At 54.8% G+C, this 16,142-nt stretch carries 11 protein-coding genes; 1 reads left to right on the top strand and 10 read right to left on the bottom strand.

Features of this window, described 5'->3' with window-relative positions; translation table 11 throughout:
* Positions 1-21: 21 nt before the first annotated feature.
* The 4 genes from BHK98_RS09700 to BHK98_RS09685 all read right to left on the bottom strand — a co-directional run bounded on the left by BHK98_RS09700 (position 22) and on the right by BHK98_RS09685 (position 2,958).
* Positions 22-1,161, bottom strand: a complete 1,140-nt coding sequence (locus BHK98_RS09700; protein WP_158024490.1) for an oxidoreductase — start codon at positions 1,159-1,161, stop codon at positions 22-24.
* Positions 1,162-1,554: 393 nt separating this feature from the next.
* Entirely contained in the window at positions 1,555-2,127 is a 573-nt protein-coding gene (locus BHK98_RS09695; protein ID WP_075713792.1) for a hemerythrin domain-containing protein, read from the bottom strand.
* 13 nt (positions 2,128-2,140) lie between these two features.
* Complete coding sequence (locus BHK98_RS09690; RefSeq protein WP_075713790.1) at positions 2,141-2,734, bottom strand: hypothetical protein; 594 nt, start codon at positions 2,732-2,734, stop codon at positions 2,141-2,143.
* Between the two features lie 2 nt (positions 2,735-2,736).
* The gene (locus BHK98_RS09685; RefSeq protein ID WP_075713789.1) at positions 2,737-2,958 is read right to left on the bottom strand and encodes a DUF1858 domain-containing protein; all 222 of its coding nucleotides are present in this window, start codon (positions 2,956-2,958) and stop codon (positions 2,737-2,739) included.
* 1,102 nt (positions 2,959-4,060) lie between these two features.
* Between BHK98_RS09685 and BHK98_RS09680 the strand changes: the two genes are divergently transcribed.
* The gene (locus BHK98_RS09680; RefSeq protein WP_075713787.1) at positions 4,061-4,297 is read left to right on the top strand and encodes a hypothetical protein; all 237 of its coding nucleotides are present in this window, start codon (positions 4,061-4,063) and stop codon (positions 4,295-4,297) included.
* Positions 4,298-4,427: 130 nt separating this feature from the next.
* Here the strand turns inward: BHK98_RS09680 and BHK98_RS09675 are convergent, their stop codons facing one another.
* The 6 genes from BHK98_RS09675 to BHK98_RS09650 form a co-directional block, all read right to left on the bottom strand.
* Positions 4,428-5,897 carry a sigma-54-dependent transcriptional regulator gene (locus BHK98_RS09675; protein WP_075713785.1) on the bottom strand — a complete coding sequence of 490 codons (1,470 nt, stop codon included), beginning with the start codon at positions 5,895-5,897 and terminating at the stop codon, positions 4,428-4,430.
* Positions 5,898-6,062: 165 nt separating this feature from the next.
* Positions 6,063-8,351 carry a HAMP domain-containing histidine kinase gene (locus BHK98_RS09670; RefSeq protein WP_075713783.1) on the bottom strand — a complete coding sequence of 763 codons (2,289 nt, stop codon included), beginning with the start codon at positions 8,349-8,351 and terminating at the stop codon, positions 6,063-6,065.
* 184 nt (positions 8,352-8,535) lie between these two features.
* The gene (locus BHK98_RS09665; RefSeq protein WP_075713781.1) at positions 8,536-9,876 is read right to left on the bottom strand and encodes an aspartate aminotransferase family protein; all 1,341 of its coding nucleotides are present in this window, start codon (positions 9,874-9,876) and stop codon (positions 8,536-8,538) included.
* A 103-nt stretch (positions 9,877-9,979) separates the two neighbouring features.
* Positions 9,980-11,371: an APC family permease gene (locus BHK98_RS09660; protein ID WP_075713779.1), complete on the bottom strand. Its 1,392-nt coding sequence runs from the start codon at positions 11,369-11,371 to the stop codon at positions 9,980-9,982.
* 112 nt (positions 11,372-11,483) lie between these two features.
* Entirely contained in the window at positions 11,484-12,185 is a 702-nt protein-coding gene (locus tag BHK98_RS09655) for a cysteine hydrolase family protein (protein ID WP_075713777.1), read from the bottom strand.
* 252 nt (positions 12,186-12,437) lie between these two features.
* Positions 12,438-15,980 carry an InlB B-repeat-containing protein gene (locus BHK98_RS09650; RefSeq protein ID WP_075713775.1) on the bottom strand — a complete coding sequence of 1,181 codons (3,543 nt, stop codon included), beginning with the start codon at positions 15,978-15,980 and terminating at the stop codon, positions 12,438-12,440.
* Positions 15,981-16,142: the final 162 nt, after the last annotated feature.

Genomic DNA, 16,142 nt, shown 5'->3' with positions numbered 1-16,142 from the left:
GACGCGCGCTGTCATGCCGCGTCAAAGTCTGCTGTAGATACACCAGGTCGGCTTCTGCCGAATCAGAAGCTCGCCGCAGGCGTCGCAGCATCTGCAATAGTTAATCTCCGCCGCTCTCCCGCTCAGAAGCTTCGCCGGGAAATCCGGATCCGCCAGAACCTGTCGCCCGATTGCCGCCATATCAAACATTCCGTCGCCTATGCAGAAGTCCGTAATTTTCCCGTAATCTCTGCCCAGCACCGAAAGTCCTCCGCAGACAACCGCGGTCTCCGGTTTCAATGCGTTCCGGATCGCCTGAGCGGCCGCCACATGAAGCCAGACGTGTTCCGGACAGCCGTGATTCGGCGCCATAAGATCCCATCGTTCTCTGGCAGCTCCCAGCGATTCAATAATGAAATCGGCTCCGCGCTCTTCAAGCCCCCGACACAAAGCGACGGACTCCGTCACATCGGTTTCATTTCCGCGATTCCCCTGACCCTGCCAGATCCCTTCGACTACGGAAATCTTGGCGCCGACCAGGAAACGATGGTCCGGAATTCTGCGCCGTATCTCCGCACACATATCGAATGCAAACCGGCTGCGGTTCTCCCAGCTTCCGCCGTACTTCCACTTCCGGTCATTATATGGTCGCAGGATCTGTGAACCCAGATATCCGTGACAGAATTTCAGATCCACTCCGTCGCATCCGATCCGGTACAAAAAATCCGCGGCTTCTATATAATCCCGAATCACGCCGTCAACATATTCCGCATCGATCTGCCGGCCTCCGAAGCCCTCCTTCGGCTTGACACAAACCCGCTCTGACCACTCGTCAGAGGAATATTCGCCCGCATGATTCAGCTGCATGATGAGCACTGTACCGGGATGAAGAATTTTCAGTGTCCGGAAGAAATCCTCCCATCCTCTTCGGTTCACGGGGTCGTGGACATTCAGCAGCAGCTGGCGGCGCGTACTCCTGCTGGCATACTGCAGTGTCACAGACTCAATCACAACAGCTCCGGCCCCGCCGTCGCAGTACCGGGCGTATCGTTTCAGCGCGCGAGCCGAAACATTCCCGTCCTCCTCTGCGTCACAGCATTCCATCGGCTGTACACAAAACCGGTTTCGGGACGTAAGTTCCCCGATCTTTAATGACTTTTCCAAATTGCTGAATTTCCCCATTCCGGTCTCCTTCTGCTCCGGCATCCTTTCGCTCTCAAGACTGTAATTCTACCAATATTCTACACGCACTCACCGCCGGATTCAATACGAAGTTCGCCTCCGGGCTCTAAGTGTTGTTCGCCTCCGCGCTCTGAGTGTTGTTCGCCTCCGGGTTCTGAGCGTTCCGCAGCAGATCGACCTGATTCAGGGGAGACGGGCACCGACACATTGTCCGATGACGAACCGGGTGCAGAAGCGAAAAAGGATATTCAGTCATGAAGCCTGAACAAAAAAAACTGCGGCAGATTGTCTGCCACAGATTGTGTACGTTATCGGCCTCGGATGTCGGCGGCGTGGATGTCGCTGTCGCCAGTCACAGACAACGGCGACCATAGGCGCTGCCGGTCTTGTACGTTACCGGCTGTATTCTACTCCGTACTTTTCCATCATTTCTCTCAGGAACGTCAGATGTTTTTCGCGAACGTCCTCTGACTCCGGCAGGGCCTCAAATTCCCGGGCCTGCCCGTCAATTACGGCTTTGTCGTCAGCGGGAAGGTGCGCCTCGCCGTAGGGATAAACCACATTGTTCTCCTTCTCGGTATGCCGCTGAAGGAGGTCGGCGTAACCCATCGCGCCGGTCAGAATATCCAGCTTGTGCGTGGTCAGGGGCTCCTTCTCATAAAGCTCCAGCGCATTCTCCCAGTCGGCCACATGGGCGCGTCCCAGATCGTGCTCCACCAGCATGCCGTGGCGAATCAGACTTTGTCCCGGAACCCCCAGTCTGCTCTCCATAACAGGAAAAAGAAACTTTTCCTCCTTCCCGTGATGATAACGATCGGCGTAGTTCCGCACAAAATCAATAATCCTCCGATGTTCGTCCGCATCAACCGGCGCGCCCTCCAGGATTCCGCAGCAGATCTCCCGAATCACCCGCAGCATATAGTTGATGTTTTTGTGCTCCTCCACCATCACATCTGTCGCGTACATAACTCTCCTCCTACTATGCGATGCGGCAGCTGCCGCCCTCGTCAACAAAATCAAATCCGGTGTCTTCCAGCATCCCGCGGATCATGGCCTCGCGAATCCGGTAGTAGACGTCCGGCGGCGCGGCAGGATCCGTCCAGTACTTACCGTGAAGGTCCGCGGTGCGCTGCCAGCGGAAGTCCCCGGCGTCGTTCTGCGTCACCTGATTGACATTGTCGCAGGGCATTCCGTCCAGCAGCGACTCGTCCAGCAGGCGATACGCATCCATGGCGGTTTCCGTCGTCGTGCGGAGGCTTTTCCCGTACAAAAATGCAGCCTCTGTGATTTCCTCCAGGCGCGGCTCCTGTTTCAGTATTTCCGTAACCAGCCTGGCATACCGCGCTTCCGCATCATCAATCCGGGCCTGCAGCCATCCGTGAATGTTTGCGGTGTCGATCTGCGTTTCCAGCGGCGCCAGGTCATTGTCCACACACTCCGCCTTCAGTCTGCCGTCCTTCAGCGCCGCCCATCCGTTCCGGCTGCCGGCTTCCGCAATCGCTGCCGTCAGATCCTCCTGAACCTTGATTTTGTTATAAAGCCAATAATGAATCGGTCCCAAAAATGCACTCATCGTTACGCCTCCGCAATCGCCGCGTTTACGGCTTCCACAACACTATCCGGATCCAGCCCGTGCACCATGCTCGCGTTCTCCAGCGACTCACTCTGAGAAGCCGGGCACCCCAGACAGTGCATCCCCGCATTCATCAGTGCCTCCGCCGCACCCGGAATATTCGCCACAATATCCCCCACCAGCATATCCTTTGTCACTTTCGTCGCATTCATTACATTATCCATTTCTATACCTCCTGCAATACTGCTATAAATTTTGGTTTTTCGATTTCCCGGTTCATGAAGGTCCCGCCCTCATTACCTGCGAAGGCTCCGCTTTCATTGTTTGCGAAGGCTCTGCTCTTCATCTCTCGCAAGTCCGCATCCACCGGCTCTGCGGGGGCTCCGCTTTTCACCTTCTGATGCTATTATGGCGAAGGACAGCAAAGAAATCCGTAACAATTGTTACGGCTGAAAAAATTTGTAAATCGGATCCTGCAAATGACCGCAGGGGAAGGTACAGCAAACGGTGACGGCAGCGCCGACAAGCGGATGAGCGGCGAGCCGCGGGTCGTGGGCGGAAGAGGAGCGACATGTTAACAACGAGTGACATGTCGCAGGCGAAGGATCAACAAACGGTGCCGACGGACGGCGAACCGCGGGCTAAGGTGTGTCGAATGGTGACGGCGAGCAGCGAGCCGCGGGCTAAGTCATGGGCAAACTACGTAAAAGTGCGAGTTGAGCAATACCGAGAGCAATACGAATGAAAGATATTTGAGTCAGGATAATCATATAAACCCCGATTCATCAATTGCTGCCTGCAAATCTTTATTATTCGATCCCATTTTTTAATTTCTGAGTTAGAGAGTGGTCAGACTTGCCACATTTTTGGTTTTTTTCGAGAAATGTGGCAGATCTCATGGCGTTTTTGATATGTATAACATATATTACAAAATTAGAGTATCGAAAATAAGTCATTCGTACCGTATTTTATAAAAAATATAACGCAAAATTTAGTCTGCATGTATATTTCTTTGGTTATGATGGTAAAATATGTAAATTTTTAGCGCACATTCTGCCACATTTTTGGTTTTTTTTGCGTTTTGTGGCAGATTTTCAAAATAACGGCCTTTTAAGAGGGTTTGTAATCGTTAATTTACGATATGAAGTCCAACACCAGTCATAGTTCGTCATTGACTCTCATGAGAATTGCTTCGTTTCGAGTTCGTCGGCTGCTCTCTCTTCGTCATCTCCCATCGCGGGCTCATCGATGCGCCCATCAACCACTCAAGTGCGAACAGCGGCACATCACGGGCGTATCTGTTCGGCGCTCGCAAGCAGATCGGTAATGGCACGGCGCCCGCGCGGTCAAACCCGTATCGCTCTCGCGCCGAAGCCGGGATTTCTGATGACAGCAGTGCTGCCCGCGGATAGACCGACAGCGGGCGTTCCTTCGCAGTCGGCGGCGACAGTGCTGCCCGCGGATAGACCGACGGCGGGCGTTCCTTCGCAGTCGGCGGCGACAGTGCTGCCCGCGGATAAGCCGACGGCGGGCGTTCCTTCGCAGTCGGCGGCGGATGAATGACTGTGAACATCTTTTTGTACTCAGGCTGCCGGCGGTCAAGATACTGCCGTAATTTGATGGCACAAACTGCCGGCGGTCAAGATGCCGCCGGCATCTGATGGCGGAAGCTGCCGGAATCTGATGACGCAGGCTACCGGTATTTGATGCCGTAGTCGTTGAGTTTTTTGTAGAGTGTCTTGCGGGCGATGTTCATTTCCCGGGCAGCCTTTGTGACGTTCCAGCTATTGCGGCGCATCACCTCGGTGATATAATCTCTTTCAAAGTTGTGTGTGGCGCTCCGCAGAGCTTCGTGCCCAACGGGATGACCGCTCGCCGAGGTGACCGGCATGCCTCGGCTGTCGTCCGGAGGGGCGGCTGGCATGCCTCGGCTATCGCCCGTTGAAGCGGCTGGCATGCCTCGGCTATCGCCTGTTGAAACTGCGGACCCGGTTCGGATTTCGGGCGGAAGGTCAGATACGGAGACGCGGCCGTCTTTTGCCATGACGACCAGGCGCTCGATAATGTTGCGCAGCTCGCGGATGTTGCCAGGCCAATCGTAATTGCACAGGCAGTTCATCAGGGCTTCGGGCGGAGGGGCGATTCGACGGTTCATTTCTTTTGAGATGCGGTCGAGGAAGTAAACGGCAAGAAGCGGAATGTCCTCTTTCCGAGTCCGCAGCGGCGGGATTTCGATGGGCAGAATGTTGATGCGATAATAAAGATCCAGGCGGAATCGGCCCTCTTCCACCGCCTGCTTCAGATCTGCATTTGTGGCGGAAATCAGACGGAAATCGCTTTGGATTGTCTCACTTCCGCCGACCCGTTCAAACGCTTTCTCCTGCAGCACGCGCAGCAGCTTGGCCTGCATGTTCAGACTCAGCTCGCCAATCTCATCGAAGAAAATAGTCCCGCCGTCGGCAATCTCGAACCGCCCTTTGCGACGCTTCTCCGCACCGGTGTATGCTCCCCGTTCACTGCCGAAGAGCTCGCTTTCTATCAGGTTTTCATTGAATGCGGCGCAGTTGACAGAGACGAAGGGCTTGTCGGCGCGCTCGCTGCACTGATGAATCATGTGCGCCATCACTTCTTTTCCGGTTCCGCTTTCTCCGGTAATCAGTACGGACGCCATCGTCCTCCCGATGGTTACCGCTTCCTCCCGCATTTTGCGGGCAGCGTCGCTTTCCCCGATCAGACGGTTCGTCACCGATATCGTGTCGATGTGCTGCTTCAGGCGATGATTTTCCCTGCGGACCTCCGCCAGCTCCTGTGCCTTTGTGACATTCACAATCAGCTCGTCGATATCCGCCGGTTTGACAAAGTATGTGTAGGCTCCTTTTTTCACTGCATCCACTGCGCCGGAGATAGAGCCCTCCGCCGTCAGCATGATGACCTCAGTGGCGGGCCAGTTTTCCTTAATCCGCAGAAGGACCTCCATCCCGTCCATTTTCGGCATGATAATATCCAGAATCACCACGGATATCCCGCCTCGCGACATAAGCTTCAGCGCGGCGGAGCCGTTGTCCGCCGTCTGCACCTGAAATCCCTTCAGTGTGAATATTTTCTGATAGACGCCAAGCAATTCCCGGTCGTCATCCACCAGAAGTATCGAATTGCTTTTCATTTCTTTTTTCTCCTATCTCATCCGCGGCGTGTCACTCGTCGTCCCTTCGCTGTTCATTCACGGCGCACTCGCCAGGCGTGAGTGCCGTCGTGTAGAGGCCGTGCGAGGTGCCGTCGTGCGGCGCGCTCGCCGGGTGTGGAAACTGTCGTGCAGCGTGGCGAGCGTTCAGTTGTCCTGCGGGGTGTTTACCGGGAGGATGATGTCGAATTCCGTCACTGAATTCTCGTCGGTTGTCGCTGTTACTGTTCCGCCCAGGGAATCCGTCAGCCGCCTCGTAATCCACAGGCCGATGCCGTTGCCGTTTTCCTTTGTGGTATAAAAGGGCTCGAATATTTTCTCCCGCAGGTCTGCCGGTATCGGCTCTCCGTCATCTTTCACGGAAATCTCAACATTATCTCCGTCCCGCCGGCAGTCGATCTCGATGCGCCCGTCCGCACCGATCGCCTGGATGGCGTTGATGATGATATTCTGCAGAATCACCTTCAGAGCCTCGGGGCTTCCCATATGGATATAGCAGCTGCTGTCGATATTCTCGATGACCTCGATATTCTGCCGGATCAGGGTTTTGTTGGAGAGAAGAAGAATCTGCCGGATGAAGGTGCCCACATGCACCATCTCCATCCTCTCATCATCGTCCCTGGAATAATCCAGCAGCGTATAGATGACCTTCTCCGCTTCGTCTGCGGCGCGCTCGATGCGGCCGACCTCCTCTTTGTTCACACCCTCCAGCTTCAGAATGTACGCGGCGCCCTTCATCACCGCAAGATGATTCTTAAGCTCGTGGACAATCGCAGCCGCGAACTGACCGATGCCCGCCATCTTCTCCATCTGCTGCACTTCCTTTTCCAGAAGAACGCTCTGGGTCACCTTGTCGCTGCTGATGACCACCTCCGACAGTTCACCGCCTTCGCCGCAGATCGGATAATAAGTGTTGCGGTACACCTCGCTTCCCAGGATAATCTGCTCCGAATCCATCCGGGGATGAGGTTCCTTCCGCAGCTTCTCCAGCTCCCTCATCACGATTTCAGGCGAAACCGACTCCGATTCGCGGGAGGAAACGACGACCTCCCCGTTCCGGTTGACAATGAGCAGAGTGCCCTCGATAGTCTCAAGAATCGTGCTGATTTCTTTGTTCCTCTTGGAAATCGAGCGGGTATACTCCTCAATCCTGGCGTTCATAGTGGTAAAAGCCCGGTCCAGGTCGCGGATCTCCCGAAGCTCGCTCTCATCCGCGGCGCGCCGGATCAGGCTGTAATCCCCCTCCGATATCCGGTTGGCCCGGGCCACCAGGTCATTCATCGGATGAGAGAAATTGTAGCGCAGCCACATCAGGAAGATGAAGGACATCAGGATGGTGACGAGGATGAGGATCAGCACGGTGGGCAGGTCGATGCGGTTCCGGGGCACGATCTCGCTTCTGTTTACTTCGATGAGAAGCACGGTGTCCGTGTCGCTGACTCTTGAGCAGAACAAAATCTTTTCCCGGCGCCGCTCGCTGTATTCGTAAATACCGCGGCCGCTCTTCAGCGCTTCGCGCATGGCCTTCTCCTTCGCGGAGCCCACGTCCCCCTTCTCAAAAATATTTTTGGAGAAAATTTCCCCCTGCTCCTCGGAATCCTTCATATCCGACTGATAATAAATGCCGCCGTCCTTTGTCAGCCAGTATATCCTGCCGGTATCTCCGATAGAGAAATCGCTGAAGTACCTCTTCATCAGCTTGTTCAGCGACAGGTCGATGCACACGACGCCGTAGAAACGATCCTTCTCATCGTAAATCGGATAGGAGCAGGTGATCATCCAACCTGTCCGCAAATAGTCCGAATAAGGCTTTGTCCACACCGCCACACGGTCGGGATCATTCTTCTCGCTGGCGTCGAGATAGAATGGATCGCTGCGCTGGTCATGATCCGTCTCGAACTGCGCCTTCAGATCGCTGTACGGGCTGCAGCGCAGGATGTTATTTTTGTCCACCAGGTACGCCCAGGTGACCACCTTGTTTTTCACCACTTCGGCAAAGGCGTCGTCCAGCTGCTCTGAAATCGCGATGTCGCGGTACAGTGCGGCGCTCTTCTTCGCGGTACCCGCCACATAGATGGCGCTCTGCCGCGTCCGGCTGACACTCCTGTCGCGGAGCCGGGTGATCGTCCCGTCCCGATTCACCCGATAGCCGTCCGGAAGCGTGCTGTACATCTCCTCCCCGGACTGCCGGTAAAGCTTCTGGTACCAGATCCCCATATTCGTCGTGTCGTTTTCGATCTGTGTAAAGCCGGCAGAAATCAGCTGGCTTTTCTCCCTGGTGATTTCCTGCAGGTTGTTTTTGTTGTACTGCGCCGATTTATTCTTCGTCTGCCAGGCGGACAGTGTAATGAAAATCGCCAAGTACAGTATACTGCAAAGCAGGAAAATAACAATCACGCGCGTCGCAAGGGAACAAAGTATTTCCGGCAGTTTCATCGGCATCCCTCCATTCTCATGATAACAGTATATACTATGACGCGCTTTTCTGTTAGTTAGAATCAGTATCTGCCGGCCGGGGATTTTCGGCCGTTTCCGAATCACGCTGTCGTCCGGAGTTTTTCGTCCGACCCGTCTGCCAATCCGTTTCCGGTCGACAGACTGTGGATTCGCGGCCGGAGCATCAGCCCCAGCCTGCGAAATCTCCCAGATCCTCCCGGATAATTCTGCCGGTCATCGCATCCTCGATTGCCTGCCGGAGGACCTCGACCGCCCGGTCGCACTGCTGTTTTGTGATAATCAGCGGAGGCGTAAGCTCAATCACATTGGCGCTGATACCGGAATCAAACAGCAGAAGCCCCAGCTCATAACACCGGTAGACAACCAGCGCCGCCAGCTCCGACGCCGGTTTCTTCGTTTCCGGATTCTCCACAAGCTCAATCCCAATCACAAGCCCCTTTCCCCGAACATCGCCGATTACGGGACAGCCGGCCTGCAGTTCGCGAAGTCTGCCGAGAAGATATTCCCCCTGTATCTCAGCATTCTCTGCAAGCTTTTCCTCTTCAATCACGTCAATTGTAGCGAGCGATGCGGCGCAGGCCACCGGATTCCCGGCTGTGGTGAACATATGCATCCCCACGCCGGCGTCCATCAGCTCCTTTCTTCCGGTCACCGCGCTGATCGGCTGTCCGGATCCCATGGGCTTCGCCATGACAACTGCATCGGGCGTCACACCCCAGTTTTCAAAGCCGAACATTTTTCCGGTCCGCCCGAATCCGATTTTCACCTCGTCGAGAATAAACAGTATTCCATATCTTCTGCACATCCGCTCCAGCCCCTGCAGATAACCGTCCGGGGGGACCACATCACCGCCGTCACACTGCACCGCCTCCGCAATCAGCGCCCCGACCTGCGCGGGAGAAACCTGTGAGGCGAAAACAAAGTCTTCCACATATTTCAGGCAGAACAGTCCGCAGGTTTCCCTGTCCCTTTCAAAGGGGCAGCGGTAACAGTACGGATACGGGATCCTGGTTACATTTCCGCCGCCCGTGAATTTTCCCTGTGCAGGGTGCCCCGACATGGAATATGAACCCATCGTCTGTCCGTGATAGGAGCCGACAAAGGAAACAATCCTGCTCCGGCCGGTCGCGGCCGGGATCATTTTGTACAAAAATTCATTTGCATCTGATCCCGAATGACCGTACCAGACCGCTTTCTCGAAATCCCCCGGCGTCATTTCCCTGAGCCTTTCCGCCAGTTCTATGCTTTCCTCGTTCAGCACAGATATTGTCGGGGAAAATGACAGCCTGTTCATTTCTTTACATACCGCATTCACAATGCGGGGGTGACCGTAACCGGTATTAGCAACGCCCCAGCCCGCACTGAAGTCCAGATATTCCCTGCCGTCCGCATCCCGGATCAGCGCGCCTCCGGCAGCTTTTGCAACCATCGGATAAAATCTGAGCTTCATCACATCGCTGACAGCATCCGCATCCCGCTGAAATAATTCGGTACTTCTGTTCATTGTATTTCCCGTCCGTTTTGCCGGAGGGTTCCTCCTTCCCTGCTTAATGAGTGCTCAGCGCCCGTTAAATCCGACAGGGCTTAACGGGCAGACACAGCTCATATCAGAAATATACGTCTTCCGAAAGTTCTCCCGCCCTGACCTTTGTCTTTATGCGCCAGTAGTAGAGGCAGAAGGCCGCAAGCCAGATGCACATGCCGACGATTGCGACTACTCCGTTCAGGCACAGATACAAAAGATACACGGATGACGCCAGCGCGATAATCGGCGTCACAGGATAGAGCGGCTGTTTCCACCCTATATGAGCCTTGATGTCTTTTACGCCCTGCGTCCGCAGCTTCCTGCGGTATTTGATGCCGGCGATGATGGCCAGGATCCAGCCCAGCGTCCAGGCGACCACTCCCTGATTGACGAGGGTGGTGTAAACGAGGCTCGCACCCCACTTTGCACCTGCCAGGATTAATATCATACCACACGCCCAGATAATCACAAGCCCTCTTACCGGAGTCCTCGTCCGGCTGTTGACCTTCGCAAACACCTTCGGCATATAACCGACCTCCGCCATTCCGAAGAACACTCTCGACGGAGTATACAGCGATCCGCTGATCAGGCAGGTGGCCGCCGCGATCCACGCGGCAATATTCAGGATGGTTCCTCCGACAGGTCCCCACAGCGTCTTCGCCGCGAGAGTGAACAAAGAGACGTCCAGAGACTGGTCTTTCCAGTTCACCGCACCGATGACGACGACCATCGCAAGACAGTATACGATGATGAAGGTCAGAGACGCCCAGAACAGAGACTTGCCGAGATCCCTCGGATCCCTGCATTCATTTCCGCAGGTGCAGATGGTGGCTGCTCCCATAAAGGCAAAGCACGCAATCGGAATCGTGTTCGCGAAACCCTTAAACCCGAAGGGGGCGAAAGGCGTGAAATTATCCATATTCAGTCCGTGCACCACGCCTGCGATTCCGAATACGGCCATAATTCCGACGAGCACGACCACCAGGAACAGCTGAACGTTACTCGCGATGGAAACTCCGGCGATATTGAGAACAGCGAACACCGACCACCAGATCACAGCCCAGAACAGAGTCGCGAAGGCCTGTCCGCCAATCGGCGCCCAGTACGCCATAATCGTCCCGAGTGCGATGCTCGTCGAACCGCCGAACACAATCCAGCTTACTGAAAAGGTCATTCCGGCGAACAGACCACAAAACCGGTTCAGATATTTGGAGCACCAGAATGTCATCGCACCGGCTGAAGGCATTCCGACTGCCAGCTCTCCCATTGCCAGCATGATTGCCATCTGCATGAATCCCGCAAACGCGACAGCGAGAATCGCCACCGGGCCTCCCGTCTGAACGCCCTGTCCCAGATAAATAAATAATCCGTCTCCGACCACAGATCCTACGCCGAACGCCCAGATCTGCCAGAAGCTCATCCCCTTCTTCAGGGTAGTATCTTCTTTTACCGCTTTTACCGCAACTTCACTCATGAAAAATCCCTCCTGTCATGTCCGAGTCAGAATCAGACAGCGTCAGCTTTTTACAGAGCCCAGTCTGATTCATCTTCTTTTCCATAGTGTCCTCCTCTACTGCAGATTTCTCCTACTGCAGATTTCTGCTGATTAACTGAATCGTATCGTCTGTGCTCATCACATTGCAGTAAATCACATTCATGATTTTCAGCTCCGCATCATGAAGCTCCATGCTTCCCGCCGCACAGGCGTCTTCTACACAGATTACCTTCAACCCGGCGTCCGCCAGATCCCGGACGGTGCAGGCAACGCACTGATCCGTCACGATTCCGGTGACCACAACGGTCTCGATTCCCATGAACCGGAGCAGCGTCAGATAGTTGGTCCCGTTGCATACACTGTCCGTTGTTTTGTTGACCACAATCTCGTTCTTCATCGGCGCGAGCTCATCGATCATCTGGGCGGAATAGCTGTCCACCGGCATCAGCATATTGTTCCAGCCCTCTGACTTCTGCACAGGCGAACGATCCTCGCCGTCCTCCCGCAGACAGGCGATTCGTCCGTAGGTCACCGCCATCTTGTTCGCACGGAAGAAGTCCAGCAGTTTTTTGTTGTTCGGAACGACGATGTTGTCCAGCCTGTCGTGAAAAGGAATCCAGCGGTCCCATTCGCCCGCCGCTTTATACTCCAGTGCTTCACCGAAGTCGCGGAGAACAAATTCATTCTGCAGATCCACCAGCAGCAGGGCCGTCTTCTTCGGGTCGATGACCGGCTCGTCGATTTCGCCCATCGTCTCATAATAGAAATTCAGATACTTATCATTGACTTTCATTCATTTCCTCCATTCTGAATCGGGGGTGATAAAAAATAGCACCGATATCTATTGCGATATCCGTGCCATAGTCTTCAGAATTTTCCCATAGCAAAAGGACGTTGGAATTCCAACGTCCTTCGCTTTGTTTGCCCCAAGGCTTTTTGTTGATGGTGAAGAGTGTTACCGTCCGGTAACGTTACCCTTCCGGTCGATTGTTACTCCGCGGTAACAGTATCTGTTGTTGTCTGTCGTTCGCAGCATGCCGCCGGTCTATTCCGCCCGGTCAGCGTTCCTTCTGCGCCGGATCAGGAGGAGAACAATCCCCGCGGCCGCGCAGGTCACAAGCAGCAGCACATATCCGTACAGCCCGGTGACATCTCCTGTATCCGGATTTCCTCCGCTGGAATGCCTGTCAGCGCCGCCCTTCTTGTGCGTCTTGTTTTTCTCCCACTGGGCGTACAGAACATCGTCCGCGCTTGCTTTCAGAGTGTAGCTGTCGCCGGCCTTGTAAACGTCTCCGCTTCCGTCTTTCGCCGTGTTCCAGCCGGTGAAGCGGTAACCGTCTCTGCTGAATCCGTTCTTCTCTACGGTGACGTCCTTTCCGGAGGGTGCTTCCGCTGTGGCGACTGAGCCGCTGTCCGCACCGTTGCCGTCGTAGGTCAAAGTATCATACGGCGTAAAGGTCCAGGTTCCGGTCAGCGTAATGTCTTCCGCATCCACGGTGACGGTCTTGCCGGCGTCCTTTCCGCCGGTCTGCCAGCCGCCGAAGGTCCACGTTCCGCGGTTGTCCGGATCGTCAATCGTCCGGTCTGCCGGGTCTGTGGAAACTGTGACTGTGTCACCCTTGTAGTATTCCTTCGTGTCTTCCGGCGCCTTCTTTACTGCTGCCGGATATTTGTCTGCGTCCAGCTTGTCCGCCCCGCTGTAGGTCAGCTTGTAGCTCACGCTGCGGGCCTTCTCCCACTGGGCGTACAGAACATCATCTGTTCCGGCTTTCAGAGTATAGCTGTCGCCGGCCTTGTAAACGTCTCCGCTTCCGTCCTTTGCCGTGTTCCAGCCGGTGAAACGATATCCGCTGCGGGTAAATCCGTTCTTCTCTACGGTGACGTCCTTTCCGGAGGGCGCTTCCGCTCCGGCGACCTTGCCGCTGTCTGCACCGTTGCCGTCGTAGGTCAAAGTATCATACGGCGTAAATGTCCAGGTGCCGGTCAGCGTAATGTCTTCCGCATCCACGGTGACGGTCTTGCCGGCGTCTTTTCCGCCGGTCTGCCAGCCGCCGAAGGTCCACGTTCCGTGGTTGTCCGGATCGTCAATTGTCCGGTCTGCCGGGTCTGTGGAAACTGTGACTGCGTCACCCTTGTAGTATTCCTTCGTGTCTTCCGGCGCCTTCTTCACTGCTGCCGGATATTTGTCTGCGTCCAGCTTGTCCGCCCCGCTGTAGGCCAGTTTGTAACTCACGCTGCGGGCCTTCTCCCACTGGGCGTACAGAACATCGTCCGTTCCGGCTTTCAGGGTGTAGCTGTCGCCGGCCTTGTATTCGCCGCCGTTCCCGCCGGCTTTGGTGTTCCAGCCGATGAAACGATATCCGCTGCGGTTAAAGCCGTTTTCAGCAACAGTAACATCTGTTCCGGAAGCCGCTTCTGTTGTGGCGACTGAGCCGCTGTCTGCGCCGTTGCCGTCGTAGGTCAAAGTATCATACGGCGTGAATGTCCAGGTTCCGGTCAGCTGAATATTGTCGATTCCCATCGTCAGCTTCTCGCCGGCCGCCAGCGTTCCGTTCATCCAGCCTTCAAACGTCCAGGTCCCGTGATTGTCCGGGTCATCGACTGTGCGCTGCGCCGGATCTGTGGAAACCGTGACAGAATCATTCATATAGTAGTCCTTCGCATCCTGCGGGACTGTCGTAATCGCTGCCGGATATGCGGAAGTATCGATTCCGTCCGCACCTTTGTACGACAAAGCATAGGTCACGTGGCGCGCCTTCTCCCACTGGGCGTAGAGAATATCCGTGCCCGGCGTCAGCTTGTAACGGTCGACATCGGCCAGATAGCTCGTACCCTTTCCGTCGGCCTGTGTGTTCCAGTGCAGAAACTTGTATCCGATGCGGCTGAAGGCATTCTTCGCCACGACCACCAGATTGCCGACGAAGCCTTTCGACGGTTCCGTCTCGCCCTCATAGGCTTCTCCGTTGGTGTTCGCGTCATAGGTGAGGGAATCGGGATCCGCATTGAACTGCCATCTCCCCTCAAAGGTCAGATTATCGTCTCCCATAGTGGCAGTTCCGCTTGTTTCGCTGTCGTAGAGGAACCAGCCGAGGAATTCCCAGGTTCCGCCGTTCGCATCATCTCTGACGGTGTCGCCCTTGGCCGGCGACGCAGCGATGTTGACCGTGCTTCCCTTGGAATAGGTCGCCGAATCCGTAGGACAGGCCGGGAACGTATCCGGCGGCGTTACGCCTCCGATATAGGTGTAGGAATAACTCACTTTATGAGGGGTGCTGTATCCGTTGATAGTAACAGTTTCACTCTGCGAATCGATGGTAGCCGTCGTATCGAGAGTCGCTGACGTTCCATTCGCACCTTTGTATGGAAATTTATAGCTGTAATTAAATGTCGCCTCTACCTGTGCACTCAGCTTATCCCTGGCGATGTCATCTGCCGTCAGGGTATACTGCACTGTACCGGTATAGGTGTCGTTGTCAGAGGCGGTCACATTGGACAAAGGCAAGTCAGCAACGCTATCACCACTGCCTGTACCGATATGGACGACAGGGGTTCCGCCCAGCGCCGCCGAGTACTGGTTGAGAATATCGCCGGCCTTCAGCGTGACCGTCAGCGTAATCGCATCTCCCTCGTTGAGGTTCTGGGTTTTGTCCGGCGTAATACTCGCATTCGGAGTGGGCTGAAATGCCGTCGCATTTACAGAAAGAGTTGCTCCATCGCTGTTATATCCGGAGCCCCAGCCGAAGGTGGCGACATAGCCTTCGTCCAGCATCCGCTCAACGTCCGTCTCTTTCACATAGCTGCCGGGGCGCCCCAGATAGTCGCCGCCCAGAGGATAGATGAAGTTGTTCACATCTGCAGTATCCAGACGGGTAATCAGATAATTCGCATCCGGTTTGACAAATACGTTAACAAAACACTCTTTGACATTCGCAGATACCGTTACAGTAACCTGTGTCGGACCTTCCAGTTTACCTTCCGACTGCACCGTTCCGGCAGGATCGACTACCATATAATATCCTGACATATGTTCAAGATTCGGCGCCAGAGTATATGTTTTCTGCCAGACCGCATACAGTTTCACGTCCGACGAAGGCACCGTGTAAGTTGCCCCCGGCTCATAAGTCGGAGTCTTAGCCCACGGATTCGTGGACCAGCCGGCGAGACGCGTTTTTGCCAACGAAACATTACTCGATGTCGGCAACGTAACAGTGCTGCCCGCGCCGGCAGAAACAGTGCTCGAAAATCCGGAGGTAAACTTTCCCCCGTTTTCTTTATACGTCACTGTCACAGTTGTTGCGGCCGGTGCTCTTCGCGGCGCAGCCGCACTCTTTTTCTTTGTATCAGATGAAGATGCGGACGTGCTGTCCTTTTCCGTATCAGACGATGCTGCACTGTTATCGGAGGAACCGGAGGTTCCGCTCCCATCCGACTGTGTAACTGCTGTCGAGTTCCCGGAGGCTGCGGCATCGGTGTCCGTCGCCATAGCGGGAGTTACAGGAATCATAGAAATGATAAGCGTAAGTGATAATACCCAGAAAAGACGTCTTGACCAGCGTTTTTTTCGCGGGTTCTGCTTCATGTCAAACATTGTCTCTCTCCTAATCCAACTTAAAATCCCGGTCCCTTAAAGCGGCCGGATGCGTTCTGGTTACTTTAATTATAATACAACCTTACAGATTTCTATTTTAGACCAGTCAACTTTGACTGTCAATAAAGCCGGAACAAAAACCCAACTTGTACTCTTTGTATA

The organism is Hornefia porci (genome assembly GCF_001940235.1).
Taxonomy (GTDB): domain Bacteria; phylum Bacillota; class Clostridia; order Peptostreptococcales; family Anaerovoracaceae; genus Aminicella; species Aminicella porci.
Note: the sequence above shows the minus strand (reverse complement) of the source record. Positions and strands in the feature narration are given on the sequence as shown.